Source organism: Variovorax sp. WS11 (genome assembly GCF_010499245.1).
In the GTDB taxonomy this organism is placed as follows: domain Bacteria; phylum Pseudomonadota; class Gammaproteobacteria; order Burkholderiales; family Burkholderiaceae_C; genus Variovorax.
The window spans coordinates 1997907-2014425 of sequence record NZ_JAAGOW010000001.1; the positions used below are offsets into that span (position 1 = coordinate 1997907).

Below are 16519 nucleotides of genomic sequence, written 5' to 3' on the forward strand. Positions count from 1 at the left end.
GCCTCAGCCCGCCACTTCCTCGGTCACCACCTCGAAGCGCTCCAGCGTGTGCTCCCCGAACACCATGGTGATCGGCACGTCCGCCGCGTCGCGGCCGTGCGCGATCATGATGCGGCCGATGCGCGGTTTGTTGTGGCGCGCATCGAAGGACCACCAGCGGTCGCCGAGGTAGACCTCGAACCAGGCGCTGAAGTCCATCGGGTAGGGCACCGGCGGGATGCCGATGTCGCCCAGGTAGCCGGTGACGTAGCGCGCCGGCAGGTTCATGCAGCGGCACAGCGTGATCGCCAGGTGCGTGAAGTCGCGGCACACGCCCCTTCGCTCATGCCAGGCCTCCAGCGCCGTGCGCGTGGGACGCGCACTCGGATAGTCGAAGACCAGGTGCTGGTGCACATAGTCGCAGATCGCCTGCACCAGCGGCCAGCCCTTGGGCACCTGGCCGAAGTTGCGCCAGGCGAAGGCCAGCAGTTCGCCGTCGACCTCGCAGTAGCGGCTGGGCAGCAGGAAGCGCAGGGTCTCCACCGGCAGCTGGTCCGGCGTGTGTTCGACCGCGCGGAGGTCGACCGCGTCGGGCCAGCCGGTGTCGAAGACCTGCGCCTCGTTGCGCAGGCGCAGCCGCGTAACGCCGGCGGGCACGCGCACGCGTGCGCACTGGTTGTCGAAGGCATCGCTGTAGAAGTCGGTCGCGAGCGGCGGACTGATGGTGATGTTCTCGCCGCCGACGACGTCGCCGGCGCGCGAGGGGTGCACCTGCAGCATGTAGATCAGGGCGGTCGGCGGGCTCACGCCGAGTTCGATGTCGTAGCCGATTCGGATGAGCATGGGGTGGGTGTGGCGTGGAAAGGTGTGGGCGCGGAGCGCGAGCGACGATGAATCCTAAGGTGCGACGCAAGAACCGTGCGTGGGCCGGCGCGCGAACGCGCGTAGGCCGCCCTTCAAATCCGTCAGTGCGGTCCTACCGCCGACCGCTGGCCCTTCCCACAGACGTCGGCGTGCGGCCACTACGGGGTGTCTGCCGCGTGCCGCCTAAGCTGAAGCATTGCACGCGGCCGCACTGCCGGCCGTGCCTCCCGACCCGCGACCCAGCGACCTGCCAACCACAATGACACGGAGCGAATCATGGAGCTTTCCTCGTTGCTCAGCGTCCTCGATGCTCCCTGGTTCGACGATGTCATCGTCTGGACCGTGGCCGCGGTGGCCGGCATCGTCGCCCTGGCGGTCGTGGTCAACGCCCTGGACGTCTTCTTCGATGCCGGCTGATGCCGGGGCGCCCCGGGAACACCAAAGGAACTCCCGATGACGCCAACGAACAAGACCGCGGGCAGCCGCCGCGCCAAGCCGGCCAACGGCAGCAACGACAAGCAGGAACAGCTGGCGGCCTCCACCGCCGAGAACGCGCCGCGGATCACGACCAACCAGGGCGTCCAGGTCCCCGACAACCACAATTCGCTGCGGGCCGGCGTGCGCGGCCCTTCGCTGCTGGAAGACTTCATCCTGCGCGAGAAGATCACGCACTTCGACCACGAGCGCATTCCCGAGCGCGTGGTGCATGCGCGCGGCGAGGCTGCCCACGGCTACTTCGAGGTCTACAAGTCGATGTCGCAGTTCACCTCGGCCGACTTCCTGCAGGACCCTTCGGTCAAGACGCCGGTCTTCGTGCGCTTCTCGACCGTGGCCGGCTCGCGCGGCTCGGCCGACACGGTGCGCGACGTGCGCGGCTTCGCCGTCAAGTTCTACACGCGCGAGGGCAACTACGACCTGGTGGGCAACAACATCCCGGTGTTCTTCATCCAGGACGCGATCAAGTTCCCCGACCTGATCCACGCCGTCAAGCCCGAGCCCCACCACGAGATGCCGCAGGCGGCCAGCGCGCACGACACCTTCTGGGACTTCGCCTCGCTGATGCCCGAGACCACGCACATGCTGATGTGGGCGATGTCGGACCGCGCCATTCCGCGCAGCCTGCGGATGATGGAGGGCTTCGGCGTCCACAGCTTCCGCTTCGTCAACGCGCGCGGCGAGAGCCATTTCGTCAAGTTCCACTGGAAGCCCAAGCTGGGCATCCACGGCCTGGCTTGGGACGAAGCGCAGAAGATCGCCGGCAAGGACCCGGACTTCCACCGCCGCGACCTGTGGGAGGCGATCGCGCGCGGCGACTTCCCCGAATGGGAGCTGGGCGTGCAGATGATTCCGCAGGAAAAGGAGCATTCGCTGCCCTTCGACCTGCTGGACCCGACCAAGCTCATTCCCGAGGAGATGGTCCCGGTGCAGCGCATCGGGCGGCTGGTGCTCAACCGCAACCCCGACAACTTCTTTGCCGAGACCGAGCAGGTCGCCTTCCATCCGGGCCACGTGGTGCCCGGCATCGACTTCAGCAACGATCCGCTGCTGCAGGGGCGGCTGTTCTCATACACCGACACGCAGCTCTCGCGGCTGGGCGGGCCCAACTTCCACGAGCTGCCGATCAACAAGAGCGTGTGCCCCTTCCACAACTTCCAGCGCGACGGCATGCACCGCCAGACCATCGCGCGCGGCCACGTGGCCTACGAGCCGCACTCGCTGAACGACGGCAAGGAGTTCCGCATCGATGGCGGCAGCGCCGGCTTCCAGTCCTTCCCCGAGGAAATCGAGACGCCCAAGCTGCGCCGCCGCAGCCCCAGCTTCGACGACCACTTCACCCAGGCGCGGCTGTTCTTCAACAGCCAGAGCGCGGCCGAGAAGGAGCACATCATCGCGGCCTTCCGCTTCGAGCTCTCGAAGGTGACGGCGCCGACCATACGCCAGCGCATGGTCGACAACCTCGCGCATGTCGACGAGAAGCTGGCGCGCCGCGTGGCCGAGCCGCTGGGCATCGGCGCGCCCGACCCGAAGGCGGCCGCCGGCCGCGCGGGCTTTCGCGAGCACCGGATGAAGCTGCCGATCGAGGAATCGGCGGCGCTGCGCATGGTCGACAGCGGCGACGGCTCGATCAAGACCCGCCAGGTCGCGATCCTGGCGATGGACGGCATCGACTCGGCCTCGCTCAAGCCGATCCGCGAGGCCCTCGAGCAGGCCGGCGCGCAGTGCAAGGTGGTGGGGCCGCGGCTGGGCACGGTCACCAGCGCGTCCCGGCGGCAGCTGGAGGTCGACGCCACCTTCCAGAACACGCCCTCCGTGATGTTCGACGCCGTGCTGGTGCCGGCCGGCGCGCCGGGTGCCGAGGCGCTGGCGCACAACGGCGACGCCGTGCATTTCGTGCTCGAGGCCTTCAAGCACTGCAAGGCCGTCTGCACCGTGGGCGAGGGCGTGCAGCTGCTGGCCACGCTGGGCATCGGCGGCGACGCCAAGGCCTACCCGGCCGGCGTGGTGGTGGCCTCGACGCCGACCACCAACCTGGGCGACAACACCGCCGCCCTGAAGATCGCGCATGACTTCATCGCGGCGATCGCCAAGCACCGGCATTGGGATCGGGTGAATATCGACGCCGTTCCGGCCTAAACTCACGCGCCGCGCCGCGGGCAGCCCGGCACGGGACTTCGGCAAAAATTGTTACCGGAGTTGTTACTTTCGACCGACGCGGTTACAACCCTGGGTTTGCCAGTGTTAATACCGCTTGAGGTCGCTAGTGCTTCCCAATGATTCGATCTACCGCTTCGACAACATCGAATTGCATCCTTCCACCCGGCAACTGCTGGTAGAAGGCCAGCCCGCCACTCTGGGAGCCCGGGCCTTCGATGTGCTTTCGGCCCTGATCGCGCATCGCGAGCGGATGTTGACCAAGAACGAGCTCCTCGAGATGGTGTGGCCGAACGTGGTGGTGGAAGAAAACAACCTCCAGGTGCACGTGAGCGCGCTGCGCAAGCTGCTGGGGCCCAAGGCCATCGTCACGATCCCGGGCCGGGGCTATCGCTTCGCGGCCGCGCTGGACGCCCTTCCCGCATCGGCTGCGGGCGCCACCGCGCGAACTGCCACGCCTGCACCGAGCCCCAGGGCCGCTCCCGTTTCATCCGCCGTCCGGGCGCTGCGCTCGGACACCGGCAACCTGTCCGCCCTGCTGCCCCCCTTGCTGGGCCGAGATGCCGAGCAGACGATGCTGCGCGAGCTGGTGCAGCAGCATCGGCTGCTCAGCCTGCTGGGGCCGGGCGGCATCGGCAAGACCAGCCTGGCGCGCGCCGTCGCCCGCCAGGTGGCGCACGAGTTCCGGGACGGCGCCTGGATGGTGGAGCTGGCCTCTGTCTCGGACCCGGCCGCCCTGCCTGGCGCGGTGGCGCTGTCCCTGGGCATCCATCTGCCGGGGCGGGCCGACGCGAGCGTCGAGCTGGCCGAGCGCCTGCGCGGCCACGAACTGCTCGTGCTGGACAACTGCGAGCACCTGATCGAGCCCGTGGCCACGCTGGTCAGCGACCTGCTCGATGCCGTGCCGAAACTGCATGTCCTGGTCACCAGCCAGGAGCCCTTGAAGCTGGCCACCGAGCGGCCGCTCCGGCTCGGCGCCCTGGCCGTGCCGGACCATGCCGTGCTGGCCGATGCGGCGACGCACGGCGCGGTGGCCCTGTTCGTGGCGCGCGTCGGCGCCTTGCAGCCGAACTTCCGGCTCGACGAAGGCAACCTGGGCGCGGTGGTCGACATCTGCCGCGAGCTCGACGGCCTGCCGCTGGCGCTGGAGCTCGCAGCGGCGCGCGTGCCGCTGCTGGGCGTGCAGGGCGTGCGGCAGCACCTGGCCCAGCGCCTGCACGTGCTGAAGAACGGCGTGCGCGACGCCCCCACGCGCCACCGCACCTTGCGCACCACGCTCGATTGGAGCCATGCGCTGCTGAGCCCGGACGAACAGAAGGTGTTCCGCCGGCTCGGCGTGTTCGTCGGCGGCTTCGGCCTCGAACTGGCGCAGCAGGTGGCGTGCGACGAGCACATCGACATCTGGGCCGTGCTGGATCATCTTGGCAACCTGGTCGACAAGTCGATTGTCGTGGTCGATGCCGGTCCGGTGCCTCGCTACCGCCTGCTGGAGACGGCCCGCGCCTACGCCCGCGAGCAGCTCGAGGCGGCCGGCGAATGGGACACCCTGCGGCAATGGCATGCGCACTGCATGCACGCGGCGCTCGACCGTCGCGTCTATGCGGGGCGCCAAGCCGCCGAAACGGTGGACCAGTGGGTGCTGGCCTGCACGCCCGAGATCGACAACCTGCGCAGCGCGATCGAATGGGCCTGCGGCCCCGGTGGCGATGCCGCCGTGGCGCTCGACTTGGTGAACGTCGCCGCCGTGCTGATGTACCAGGCCGGCCGTTACCCCGAGTGCCTTCGCTGGATGCTGATGGCCGAGCCCTTCATCGACGAATCCACGCCGGCGCAGGTGGTGGCCGAGTTCAGCCTGGGCCTGGCGCTGGTCGGGCTGCATGGCGGCATCGGCGTGCAGCGGCGCGTGCAGCTGCTCGACCGGGCCTGCGAGATCTTCGAGCGGCAGCCGCCGGACGGCCTGCTGGCCCTCAGCCTGTGCTCGAGCGCCTACGTGGCCGCCGTGAGCGGCGATTTCGAGGGCGCCGAGCGCAGGCTGGCGCAATGCCGCAAGCTGGTCGAGCAGCCCGGGCTGCGCGCCTTCAAGGGCACCTTGCTGTACTGCACGGGCATGGTGCGGCGCTACCAGGACCAGCCGGTCCAGGCGCTGGCGGCCTTTACCCAGGCGCTGCCGCATGTGCGCTCGGAGGGCAACGCGCGCACGCTGTTTCATGTGCTCAACAACCTGGCCGCGATGCACCAGGAACTGGGGCACGTCGACGAAGCGGTGGCCCAGTTCCGCGGGCTCATCGACCATCTGCAGCGCTCGCCACTGGCCGATGCGCAGATGATGGCCTTCGCGCTGAACTGGTACGCGCATGCGCTGACCGGCCAGGGCGCGCTCGAGGCGGCCCGGGCCCAGGTGCTGCGAAGCCTGCCGCATTGCCGCCGCTCGTTGGGGCTGCGCCACTTCTCCGGCATGCTGGCGCTGCTGGCGGCGCGCCAGGGCCGGCTGCGCGAGGCCGCGCTGCTGGTCGGCTGCGACGACGCCGCGCGCCAGCGGCGCGGCGAGCGCCGCTCGCCCAGCGACGAGCGCACGATGACGGCTGCCATGGCGCTCATCGGCAGCGCGCACCCGGCGGCCAGCGTCGAGGTCTGGCGCCTCGAAGGGGCCGGGCTCGACGAGGACGCCGTCGTGGCGCTGGTGTGTGAGCACCTTCTCAACGCGGGTCTGCACGCTCGAGCTGCGTGATGAGGTAGGGGAAGACGTCCCGCGCCGCATCGCGCCCGATGAACAGGTCCATGTGGGCGTAGCCGTCGAAGATGTGGCGCGTGTAGAGGGCCGGGTCGTTGAAGGCCGACAGCCAGCGCTGCGTGCGGATGCAGGTCTCCGGAAAGAAGAGCTCGTTGCCGGCGCCCGCCACGAAGCTGATCGGCAGCGCAAGCCGCTTTGCCTTCTCCGGCACGACGTAGACGTCGCGCCCCTCGCTGTCCACCGCCTTGGCCTGCTGCATCATCAGGCTCAACTGCTCGAAGGGGCGCAGCGACACGCAGCCGAACATTTCCGCCAGCGCCGTGTGGGTGGCGTTGTTCAGCTGCGCATGCGTGTACGAGGGGCCGAAGATGGAGAACACGCGGCGGCACAGCGGGTTCTTGCATTCCTCGCCGTCGGGAACGGGCACCTTCCAGGCGAGCGTGTCGATCTCGCGGTCGAGGTCGGTGGTGCCGGGCACGCAGTCGAAGCGGTCCTCCAGCGGTGCATAGCCTTCCAGCAGCCGGGCCAGACCGAGGTCGGCCTTGGCGTAGTTGAGCCAGTTGGTCACCGGATGCAGCGTCAGCTGCGAGGAGACGATCGAGCGCACGCCGGTCATGCCGTCGAGCAGGGCCATCAGCAGGCTCATCGAGCCGACGCAATGCGCGATCGCCTGCAGGTCCGGCGCGCCCGTGGTCTCGAGGATGAAGCGCACCGCGGCCGGCCAGTCGATGCGGGCGATGTCGTCGATGGTGAAGGGAGCGATCGGGCTGCCGGAGTCGGCGCTGGCCCGGTAGTCGAACAGCCACACGTCGTATCCGCGCGCGCAGAGCGCTTCCACCAGGTTCTGCTCCACCGTGTCGGTGGCAAAGGAGGAGGCCCGCACCGAGAAGCCCGGCGCCAGCACCACCGGCCCGCGGGCGCCGCCGGCATAGCGGGTGAGCTTGATCTTGAAGCCATCGCCGACGTCCACGCTGTGCGCCACCGGCACCGGTGCGCGCAATGCGCGCCGCTGCAGCTGGGGGAGATCGAGCGCCGGGAAGTTGTTCAGGTCCGCCAGCAGGCCGCCGTAGGCGCGGAACAGCGTCGTGCCGAAGAAGCCGCCGAACTTGGCCAAGTACACGGCGTTGATGGCGTCACGCGCCGCCGGCACCTGCTGCTCCAGCGCGCCCAGCAGGTTCGTCGGCGGCTCGAGGCGGATGGAGAAGGCCTGCCGTAGAAGGTCTTCGAGGTCGAGCGTCAGGATGCCCTGCGCGACCAGCGGGCTCTGGGCGCTTTCCGCGTCGTGCACCCGCACGAACAGCGTGGTGGTGTCGGTCCACGGTGAGGACCCGGGCCGCTGGTGCAGCACCTTGTGGCCCTTGAAGCGCAGCCGCGAGTCGCCGCGCTGCAGCATCATCTCGTAGGTCATGGTCCAGGTTTCCACCCGCTGCGCGTCGGCCGGCAGCAGGTGGAACACGCCGCTCTGCACGGGCATCGGCTCGTGCCACAGCGCCGGGCAGGTGACGGTGCCGGAGATGGTGGCGGCGTGGGTCGGGTCCGTGACCATCTGGTAGAGGTCGTGGGTCTGGATGGTCAGCTCGAAGCGCATCGCCTGGTTGCGCACACGGCCCCAGGCGCTCGCGACTTCGTAGTCGTCGGCGATGCGGCGTGCCGTGTCGGGGCGCGCGACCACCGCCTCGGTGCTGATCCAGCCCTGCATGGTCTCGGTGAACTGGAAGCTCGGGCTGAGCAGCGCCGGGTCCTTCTCGATCAGCAGCTTGATCGCGTGCTTCGCCAGCTCGATGGCGCCCGCTTCGAGATGGCCGGTCGCGTTCTGGAGCAGCGCTTCGGCGTCGTGCGCGATCGACGAGATCTCGCGCGCCATCCGCTCCAGCAGGCCCGAAGGCGGCGCGGCGGGAAGTGCTGCGGGGGATGCGGATGCGCTGCCGCCCGCCGGCAAGGCCTGGCGCGGCTGGAGGCCGAGGTCGATCGCCCAGCCCCGGGCGTCGCACAGCGCCTGGCAGGTGCGCTCGGCCAGCGCACTGATGGTGAGCAGCGGATTCACGCCGGCCGCGCCCGGCAGCACCGCGCCGTCGCAGACGTACAGGCCCTCGTACACCGCTTCGCCTTCGTTGCCGGAGAACACCTGGCCCTGGTGGTTGACCACGCCCTCGCCCGCGCTGTCGCCCATCCCGCAGCCGCCGAGCGGATGCACGGTGATCAGCTTGCGGCCGAGCGATTCGCTGGACAGCGGGTTCGGGATGAACTGGCCCTGGATGGCGTCGTTCGCGGCTCGGAGCCACGCGTCGTCCTTGACGATGGTGGGGCTGGCGCCGGCCTTCGGCCAATCGATGCGCAGCCGGTCTTCCTCGAGGTGCAGGCGGCCGGCCGCCTCGTCCACGCTCATCACCAGGTAGGTCTGCGTGCGGGCCACCGCGCCGGTGTAGGCCAGGCGGGTCAGGCTGCCGGGATCGCTCTGCACCGCCTCGCCCAGGGCCTGCGCATCGAGCAGGCGGGGCTTGGCCTGCGAGGCGCCGTAGGCGAACTCGCCGCCCAGCATCGCGTCGGCGAAGAACAGGGCCGGCGTCAGCAACGGGGCCAGGGCGCCGGGGATGACGCCCTCCTCGATCACCAGCCCGTCGCCCACCTCGGGCGTCTGGCGCATGTCGATCACGCCGGTGATGCACGGCCCCGGCAGATTGGCCGGCGCGACCTCGTTGCGCCCCGTGCCCACGCCGTTGATGTTGCGCTGGACCGCTTGGCCCTGCGCGTCGGTGCCGGACTGCCAGTAGCTGTTGTAGCCCAGCGCGAGCACGTCGCCGTTGCCGGAGAAGCGCTGGCCGACGCGGTCCGACAGCGGCAGGCCCTTCGCCTTGGAGCGCAGCAGGATCTCGGTCGAACCCAGGGCGCCCGCGCCGAGCATCACCACGTCGGCAGTGACGCTGCGCCGGCCGGCGTTCCCCTGTGCGGCCGGGCCTTCGGCGCCCCGCAGGACGACCTCGTCGAAGAACACGCGCCAGCGCGCGCCGTCGCGCTCGACATGGCTGACCCGCGCGCCGGTGAAGATCTGCGCGCCGTGGCCATGCGCGTCGGGCAGGTAGTTCATGCGCGTGGTGTTCTTCGCACCCACGTTGCAGCCGCTGGTGCAATCGCCGCACAGGTTGCAGCGCGGCTGCTCCACGCCGAAGGGGTTCACCTGGTCGACGAAGTTCACCGCGATCGGCGGGCGCTTGAACGGCTTCTTCATCGTCGCGGCCGATTTCTGCAGCGCCAGCAGCTTGTTCAACGGCGGGAAGTCCTTCGAATCCTCGGGATAGGGCGAGGGGTCGAGCATCTTCCGGGCCCGTGCGATGTAGGGGTCGAGCAGCTTCGGGTCGCGTCGGAACTCGGCCGGCCAGGGCGTGGCGTCGAACAGGCGCGGGTCGATCTCCAGCGCGACGTTGGCATTGATCAGCGAGGTGCCGCCCAGGCCGCAGCCCACCATCGCCAGCATGTCGTCGTTCAGGTGCAGGTTGTACAGGCCGTCGGCCGCGCCGAGCTTGCCGCGCGCACCGTCGATCTGCATGTCGGCCTGCGCGGTGGCGATGTCGTTCGGGAACTGGCCGGGCAGGATCTCGCGGCCGCGCTCCAGCACGCAGACCGTCTGGCCGGCCCGCGCGAGGCGCGAAGCCGCCACGCCGGCGCCGTAGCCGGAACCGACCACGACCACCGTGTAATGCGAGGCGATCTCGCCGAGGGGGCGGGAAATGGGCTTCATCGTCATGCCTTGGTCCTCGCCGTCGTCCTGGTCCGGGCTGCCATCCCGGCCCGTGCGTCCGCAATCACCGAAACCGAAGCGGTGAAGAATTCGTCGAGCAGCAGCGTGGCGCGGCTCTGCGTGGCCTGTTGCGCGTGGCGCGAGAACGCCTCCCAGGCCGGTGCGCTGCGTTCGATGCCGGCCGCCAGCGCCGCCAGCATCGGGTTGTCGCGGTCGCGGAAGCCGCCGATGCCGCAGGCATGCACAGGGGGCACGCGCCCATTCACCGGATCGTTGAACAGGCGCAGCGATGCGATGTTCAGCGCATCGTCGATGAACATCGCCGAAGCGCCCTGCGTGCTGGTCATGGTGGGCTGGTCCATCACCCAGCCGCCGGTGTTGAAGATGCCGACCGGCCGGTCGTAGCCCGGCACCGGCAGCTCGTCCTCGAAAGGCTTGTGGCTGTGGCCGAAGACGAAGCTGAAATCCAGCTCCGAGGGCTGGAGCCCGGCCTGCTCGAGCTGCAGCTTCACCGGCCCCGAGAGGTACCAGCGCAGGTCCGCCACGTCGTCGGTGCTCATCACCTCGGCATAGCCGTCGCGCTGCGACTCGGCACCCCGGCCCAGCGTGGCGTCGAGCGCGCCAAGCACGAGCTGACTGACCGTGACGCCCTGGAACACGTCCGTGCTCCCGCTCATGCCGAAGTTCTGGTCGAGCTTGGCCACCAGCAAGGCGGCCAGCCGTTGCGAGAAGTCGTGCGATGCGGCGGCATCGCGCATCACCTCGTAGAGCTTGCCGGCGCCGGCCCCGGTGAGGCCGGAGCTGCCGAGATCGGACCACATGAAGTCGACCCAGGCGCCGTTCTGGCCCTCCAGGTCGGAGACGGTCACGGCGGCGGGGTTGCGTCCGGCGCTGCGGCCCGGGGCCTGCGCATTCAGCATCGTCATCACCCGGTACATCGGGTCGATGTAGTGCCCGTGGTGCAGCACCACGCAGCGCTTGCGCGACGCATCCAGCAGGCCGAGGTTGGGGTAGGCGATGTCCACCCGCGCGTCGGCCAGGCCCGGGCAGCCGGCGGCGAGCCGCGTCAGCATCGCCGAGCCGATCCGGGAGGCCTCGGCCTCTTCGCCCGCAGGGTCGAACAGCGCGGTGTGCTTGATCAGGTCGTCCTCGACGCGGCCCTGCTGCAGCGCGTCCTGGAACTGCTGGTCCTGCGCGATGCGCCAGAGGTGGTGGTCGTGGTTGCCGGGCACGTACAGCACGCGCGGGGCGAACACCGGACGGCCGCCGTCCTGCATCACCGTCTCCACGAAGCAGCGGAAGGCCGCCGCCACGTCGCCCATCGGCGACAGGCCCATGTCGAGCACGTCGCCCAGCAGGATCAGGGTCGGGGGCGGGCCGTCCATGGTGGACAGCAGCTCGCGCAAGGCGCTGCCGAAGGCGACCTGGGTGTCGCTGGGGCGGCCTGGGTCGGGCCGTCCCTGCGCGTCGGCGTAGGTCAGGATGCTGTAGGCCGCGCCGAGGTGGAGGTCGGACAGGCAGACATAACGCGGTGCTTTGAGGGCCATGGCTCTTAGGGTCGGTCGGACCCGGCGGGGCCCGTGCCGAACTGTCGCCGAAGGCAGCCGCGGAATCATGAATGCGGCCCTTAAACGTTCTGAATTCGTGCGTCGGCGGCAGCCTGAAGCGGACTTCAGAACGCTTCAGTAGTACTTAAGGACCGGACGGGGCCCGGCGCGAGATGCTTGCGTTCCTTTTTCACCAAGCCAACGGAAGAGCCCATGCCCAACGTGAACACCAGCCCGGCTGCAGCCATCGCCGCGACGCGTCGTGCCGTGGGAGTGCCCCGGCACGTGCGGCTGCGCAACGGCGCGCCCGCCCAGATCCGCGCCGTGCGCTCCGACGACGCGAGACGCTTCGGCGCCTTCGTCGCCAGGCTGCCGGCCGCCTCGCGCGGCGAGCGCTTCGGACGCGGCCTGGGGATCTGCTCGCCGGCCATGCTGGTGGACCTGGTCAACGTGGATGGCGTGCGCCATGTCGCTTTCGTCGCGACGCTCCGGCTGGATCACGACGAGGAGGTGATCGGCGAGGCGCGCTACGAGGTCAGCGCTCAGGGCGACTGCGCGGACCTGACGCTCATCGTGGGCGACACCTGGCAGGGCCAGGGGCTGGCCGACCACTTGCTCGATCTGCTGCTCGACTCGGCGCGCCATGCCGGCCTGCGCCGGCTTGTCTGCGAGGTGCCTTCCTCCAACCGCCGGGCGATCCGCTTCATGCAGCGCATGGGCTTCGTCGCAGGCCCGCAAGGGGCCGATCGGCCGGTGCTGCACATGGAGCGCAGCGTGGTCGCGCGGATGCCGGAGGCGCCCGCGCCGCGGCCCGTGGACGTGCTGCGGCGCTGGCTGAGCAACCAGTTCTTCCAGTTCGGCTTCTGAACGGCCTTGCGGGCCGAGATAAGATGCCGCGCTTTTGGCGCGCCGGCGCACGAAGGGACCGACATGGCGATCACCACCGATGGACCGCGTGCGGGCGCACCCGTGCGGCGCATTCGCGAGCTGCCGGGGCCGCGCGGGCTGCCCGTGCTGGGCAACGCCCTCCAGATCGAGCGCGAGCGCCTGCACCAGAAGGTCGAGCAATGGGCGCGCGAGCACGGCGAGATCTACCGCTTCCGCATCGCCTCCCGCGAGTTCGTCGTCATCTCCAACCCGGCGACGGTCGCCGCGGTGCTGCGCGACCGGCCCGACGGATTCCAGCGCGGCGCCAAGCTCAACGCGGCGGCCCGCTCGCTCGGCTTCAATGGCCTGTTCACCGTCAACGGCGACGAATGGAGGCGGCACCGGCCCATGGTGCTGCGCGGCCTGGACCCGACCCACATCAAGGCCTTCCATCCCACGCTGGTGAAGGTCACGCAGCGTTTCGAGGGCCGCTGGCGCCGGGCCATGGAGGCCGGACAGGCCATCGACCTGCAGGCCGACCTGATGCGCTACACCGTCGACGTGACGGCGGGCCTGGCGTTCGGCACGGACATCAACACGCTGGAGTCGGACGATGAGGTGATCCAGCAGCACCTGGACAAGCTGCTGCCCGCGCTGGCCAAGCGCGTGCTGTCGCCGCTGCCGCGCTGGCTGACGCGGCGCGACCGGGCGGTGGAAGCGGACCTGGCCGCGGTACACGGCGCCGTGAACGGCTTCATTGCCGCCGCGCGGCAGCGGCTCGCCGACGAGCCTGAACTGCGCGAGCACCCGCGCAACCTCATCGAAGCCATGGTCGCCGAACGCGACCGGCCCGGCTCCGACCTGACCGACGAAGACGTTTCCGGCAACATGCTGACCATGCTGCTGGCCGGCGAGGACACGACGGCCAACACGTTGGCGTGGATGATCTGGCTGCTGCATCGCCATCCCGAGGCCGCGCAACGGGCCGCCGAGGAAGTGCGCCGCGTGCTCGGCACCGAGGCCCATCCCAGCCACGAGCAGCTGGGCCAGCTCGATTTCGTGGAAGCCTGCGCACACGAGACGATGCGGCTGAAGCCGGTCGCCCCGCTCCTCATCCAGGAGGCTGTGCGCGACACGGTGGTGGGCGGCGTGGCAGTGCCCGCCGGCACGCCGGTGATGTGCCTGATGCGCCCCGGGGCCGTGAATGCCGCGCATTTCGCCGACCCTGAGGCCTTCCGGCCTGAACGCTGGCTCGCCGGGGATGGCCCGGGCCGGGCCGCGGGCTCGGCCAAGCGCGTCGCCATGCCTTTCGGCGCCGGGCCGCGCACCTGCCCCGGCCGCTACCTCGCGCTGTCGGAGATGAAGATGGTGGCCGCCATGCTGCTGCGCACATTCGACATCGCGGATGTCTCGAACGCCGACGGGACGGACGTGCAGGAGCGGCTGGCGTTCACGATGTCGCCGGTGGGACTGAGGCTGCAGCTGCGAGCGCGCAGTTAGCGCACTTCGTTCACACCGTCACGCACCGGTTGCGTTCGACGCGGGCGCCGCGGCGGCCCGCGCCAGGAGCGTGAAGGTGCCGGTGGCCATCGCCACCAGCGTGCCATCCTCGGTGTGGACTTCACCGCGCGCGAAACTGATGGAGCGCCCGCGCCGGTCGCAATGGGCGTTTGCGACCAAGTCGCCGCCGCCGGCCGAGACGAAGTGCAGCGTGAGGTCGATGGTGACCACGCCGAAGCCGGCGGGATCGTGCGAGCGCACGGCGGCCGCCAGGGTGCAGTCCAGCAGCGATGCGATGGCGCCGCCATGCACGTCGCCGCGGCTGTTGGTCTGTTCAGCCTGGTAGTGCATGCGGATCCGGGCCCGGTCGTGGCCGATGGCCTCGCCGCGCAGGGCCATGGCGCGCGCCATGGGCATCGCCAGGCCGAACAGCAGGCCGGGTGCTTCCCCTTCGAAGGCGTTCGCGTCGGGCTGGGCTTGGCTGCTCGTCATGCGACCTGCCTCGCGTCCTTGCCCTTGGCTTGATCGATCAGTCGCGCAGTCATCATCCGATACCGATCCTCATGAGCTGGCCCGAATGTAAGGCGCACGCCGCGCGCCTGACAAGCACTGTCGCCGGGCGCGCCAGCCCCGTACCTGCGGGCGCAGATGGCAAGCTTGTTGCGCAATGGTGACGCATTGCACGATTGGCGCCAGGCCAATCGGCCGGTGGGCCGTTCGGCGGATAGGCAAGCGCGCACTTCGGGCCTAGCATGACATCGCATCTTCTCTCTGGGAGTTCGACGCCATGGACACCAAACACGCCAGCCTTCAGCCGCAAGACCCGGTCGCCGCCAAGCTCGGGACCTACATCACCCGCGCCGGGATCGCACTGGCCGCCATCCTCTTCGCGCTGTCGTACCTGCGCGGCTGACGCGACCCGCCGCGTCTACTCCCCGTCCGGCGCCACCGGGTGCGCCGCCATCTGCTCGAGCGCCTTGACCAGGGCCGAGTGATCCAGTTGGTCCCAGCCGTGCGCGGCGCAGGACTGCATCAGTTGCGCGGCCGAAGCCGTCTGCGGCAACGACACCCCCATCGAACGTGCGCCGGCCAGCGCCAGGCTCAGGTCCTTCTGGTGCAGCGCGATGCGGAAGCCCGGGTTGAAGGTGCGCTTGATCATCCGCTCCCCATGCACCTCCAGGATGCGGCTGGCCGCGAAGCCGCCCATCAGCGCCTGGCGCACCTTGGCCGGATCGGCGCCCGCCTTGCTCGCGAACACCAGCGCCTCGCCCACCGCGGCGATGTTCAGCGCCACGATGATCTGGTTCGCCACCTTGGTGGTCTGGCCGTCGCCGTTGCCGCCGACCAGGGTGATGTTCTTGCCCATCTTCTCGAACAGCGGCTTCGCGCGCTCGAAGGCGGCCTCGGGCCCGCCCACCATGATGGTCAGGCTGGCGGCCTTGGCGCCCACCTCGCCGCCGGAGACCGGCGCGTCCAGGTAGTCGCAGCCCAGCGCGTTGATCTTCGCGGCGAAGCGCTTGGTGTCGATGGGCGAGATCGAGCTCATGTCGATCACCAGCTTGCCCTTCGACAGGCCGGCCGCCACGCCCTCCTCGCCGAGAAGCACCTGTTCGACGTCGGGCGTGTCGGGCAGCATGAGGATCACCACCTCGGCCGCGCGCGCCACGTCGGCATTGGTCTTGCACACGGTGGCGCCCTTCAGCGCATCCGGCACCTTGCTGCGGGTGCGCACGATCATCTCGTGGCCGGCCTGCATCAGGTTCTGCGCCATCGGCGCGCCCATGATGCCCAGGCCAATGAATCCGATCTTCATGTCGATGTCCTTTCAGTAGGTGGAGGAGTTGGAGGGCGTCGCGCTCGGCGGCGTGGCGCGCATCTTGGCCAATACTTGCTGGGCGCCGGCGGCGATCAGGCGCGCGTCCGAGCTCACGGTGACGAACTGGAAGCCCTTGGCGACGCGGGCCAGCGCGCCCTCGGCCGTGCCGTTGTGGATGCCGGCGACCAGCCCATGGGCCTTGGCGCGCTCGAGGATGTGGTCGATGGCCTGGGCCACGGGCGGGTCCACGTCGTCGAAGACCGGGCGGCAGCCGAGTGCCAGCGAAAGATCCGAGGGGCCGATGTAGACCGCGTCCAGGCCCTCGACCGACAGGATGTCGTCCAGGTTGTCCAGCGCCTGCGCGGTCTCGATCATCGCGAAGGTGACGATGGTGTCGTTCGCCTGCTGCGGATAGTCGGCCCCGCCGTAGAGCAGGGCGCGCACCGGGCCGAAGCTGCGCGTGCCGCGCGGCGCGTAGTGGGTGTAGGCCACCAGGCGCTGCGCTTCCTCGCGCGTGTTGACCATCGGGCAGATCAGCCCGTAGGCGCCGGCGTCCAGCGCCTTCATCAGCGCGGCCGGATCGAGCCAGGGCACGCGCACCACCGGCACCGTGTCGGTGGTGGAGATGGCCTGCAGCATGCCGACCATGGCCTGGTAGTCGACCACGCCGTGCTGGAGGTCGATGGTCAGCGAATCCCAGCCCTGGTGGGCCATGGTCTCGGCCGAGAAGCCGTTGGGGATGGCGAGCCAGCCGTTGACGGCGGCCCCACCGGACTTCCACAGCGTGCGCAGGCGGTTCTCTCTCATGGGGCTTCCTTCAGGAGGGT

The 16519-nt window shown here is 69.8% G+C and carries 12 protein-coding genes; 6 read left to right on the forward strand and 6 right to left on the reverse strand.

Annotation, left to right across the window (positions count from 1 at the left end; translation table 11 throughout):
- Positions 1 to 3: 3 nt before the first annotated feature.
- Positions 4 to 822 carry a transglutaminase family protein gene (locus GXN78_RS09980; protein WP_106558918.1) on the reverse strand — a complete coding sequence of 273 codons (819 nt, stop codon included), beginning with the start codon at positions 820 to 822 and terminating at the stop codon, positions 4 to 6.
- 297 nt (positions 823 to 1119) lie between these two features.
- Here GXN78_RS09980 and GXN78_RS40795 point away from each other — a divergent pair, with 297 nt between their 5' ends.
- From GXN78_RS40795 to GXN78_RS09990, 3 genes are all read left to right on the forward strand, one after another.
- Positions 1120 to 1260: a hypothetical protein gene (locus tag GXN78_RS40795; protein WP_181360628.1), complete on the forward strand. Its 141-nt coding sequence runs from the start codon at positions 1120 to 1122 to the stop codon at positions 1258 to 1260.
- Between the two features lie 36 nt (positions 1261 to 1296).
- Positions 1297 to 3477 (forward strand): catalase HPII, encoded by a 2181-nt coding sequence (katE, locus tag GXN78_RS09985; protein WP_106558919.1) that lies wholly within the window; start codon positions 1297 to 1299, stop codon positions 3475 to 3477.
- A 127-nt stretch (positions 3478 to 3604) separates the two neighbouring features.
- Positions 3605 to 6223: a winged helix-turn-helix domain-containing protein gene (locus tag GXN78_RS09990; protein ID WP_164255405.1), complete on the forward strand. Its 2619-nt coding sequence runs from the start codon at positions 3605 to 3607 to the stop codon at positions 6221 to 6223.
- Here GXN78_RS09990 and GXN78_RS09995 read toward each other — a convergent pair.
- The gene (locus GXN78_RS09995) at positions 6192 to 9968 is read right to left on the reverse strand and encodes an alpha/beta fold hydrolase (protein WP_106558921.1); all 3777 of its coding nucleotides are present in this window, start codon (positions 9966 to 9968) and stop codon (positions 6192 to 6194) included. The genes GXN78_RS09990 and GXN78_RS09995 overlap by 32 nt on opposite strands.
- Positions 9965 to 11509: a hypothetical protein gene (locus GXN78_RS10000; protein ID WP_106558922.1), complete on the reverse strand. Its 1545-nt coding sequence runs from the start codon at positions 11507 to 11509 to the stop codon at positions 9965 to 9967. Before GXN78_RS10000 ends, GXN78_RS09995 begins: the two co-directional genes overlap by 4 nt.
- Positions 11510 to 11722: 213 nt before the next feature.
- Between GXN78_RS10000 and GXN78_RS10005 the strand changes: the two genes are divergently transcribed.
- Positions 11723 to 12376 carry a GNAT family protein gene (locus tag GXN78_RS10005; protein WP_106558923.1) on the forward strand — a complete coding sequence of 218 codons (654 nt, stop codon included), beginning with the start codon at positions 11723 to 11725 and terminating at the stop codon, positions 12374 to 12376.
- 63 nt (positions 12377 to 12439) lie between these two features.
- A complete protein-coding gene (locus GXN78_RS10010) occupies positions 12440 to 13876 on the forward strand; it encodes a cytochrome P450 (RefSeq protein ID WP_106558924.1) in 1437 nt (478 codons plus the stop codon).
- Between the two features lie 18 nt (positions 13877 to 13894).
- On the opposite strand, the gene GXN78_RS10015 is transcribed toward GXN78_RS10010, so the two are convergent.
- The gene (locus GXN78_RS10015) at positions 13895 to 14368 is read right to left on the reverse strand and encodes a PaaI family thioesterase (protein WP_106558925.1); all 474 of its coding nucleotides are present in this window, start codon (positions 14366 to 14368) and stop codon (positions 13895 to 13897) included.
- 295 nt (positions 14369 to 14663) lie between these two features.
- On the opposite strand from GXN78_RS10015, the gene GXN78_RS41900 reads away from it, so the two are divergent.
- Entirely contained in the window at positions 14664 to 14789 is a 126-nt protein-coding gene (locus tag GXN78_RS41900; RefSeq protein WP_258187060.1) for a hypothetical protein, read from the forward strand.
- 15 nt (positions 14790 to 14804) lie between these two features.
- Here GXN78_RS41900 and GXN78_RS10020 read toward each other — a convergent pair whose 3' ends face one another.
- Together GXN78_RS10020 and GXN78_RS10025 are read right to left on the reverse strand one after the other, a co-directional pair.
- On the reverse strand, positions 14805 to 15689 hold the full coding sequence (locus tag GXN78_RS10020) for a 2-hydroxy-3-oxopropionate reductase (RefSeq protein WP_106558926.1): 885 nt from the start codon (positions 15687 to 15689) through the stop codon (positions 14805 to 14807).
- Between the two features lie 12 nt (positions 15690 to 15701).
- Positions 15702 to 16499: an aldolase/citrate lyase family protein gene (locus GXN78_RS10025; protein WP_106558927.1), complete on the reverse strand. Its 798-nt coding sequence runs from the start codon at positions 16497 to 16499 to the stop codon at positions 15702 to 15704.
- Positions 16500 to 16519 lie beyond the last annotated feature (20 nt).

Bases quoted from the DNA above. Each gene is read 5' to 3' on its own strand.
- GXN78_RS10005 (WP_106558923.1), top strand. From the start codon at position 11,723: ATGCCCAACGTGAACACCAGCCCGGCTGCAGCCATCGCCGCGACGCGT.
- GXN78_RS41900 (WP_258187060.1), top strand. From the start codon at position 14,664: ATGGACACCAAACACGCCAGCCTTCAGCCGCAAGACCCGGTCGCCGCC.
- GXN78_RS09995 (WP_106558921.1), bottom strand. From the start codon at position 9,968: ATGACGATGAAGCCCATTTCCCGCCCCCTCGGCGAGATCGCCTCGCAT.
- katE (WP_106558919.1), top strand. From the start codon at position 1,297: ATGACGCCAACGAACAAGACCGCGGGCAGCCGCCGCGCCAAGCCGGCC.
- GXN78_RS10020 (WP_106558926.1), bottom strand. From the start codon at position 15,689: ATGAAGATCGGATTCATTGGCCTGGGCATCATGGGCGCGCCGATGGCG.
- GXN78_RS09980 (WP_106558918.1), bottom strand. From the start codon at position 822: ATGCTCATCCGAATCGGCTACGACATCGAACTCGGCGTGAGCCCGCCG.
- GXN78_RS10000 (WP_106558922.1), bottom strand. From the start codon at position 11,509: ATGGCCCTCAAAGCACCGCGTTATGTCTGCCTGTCCGACCTCCACCTC.
- GXN78_RS40795 (WP_181360628.1), top strand. From the start codon at position 1,120: ATGGAGCTTTCCTCGTTGCTCAGCGTCCTCGATGCTCCCTGGTTCGAC.
- GXN78_RS10010 (WP_106558924.1), top strand. From the start codon at position 12,440: ATGGCGATCACCACCGATGGACCGCGTGCGGGCGCACCCGTGCGGCGC.
- GXN78_RS10025 (WP_106558927.1), bottom strand. From the start codon at position 16,499: ATGAGAGAGAACCGCCTGCGCACGCTGTGGAAGTCCGGTGGGGCCGCC.
- GXN78_RS10015 (WP_106558925.1), bottom strand. From the start codon at position 14,368: ATGACGAGCAGCCAAGCCCAGCCCGACGCGAACGCCTTCGAAGGGGAA.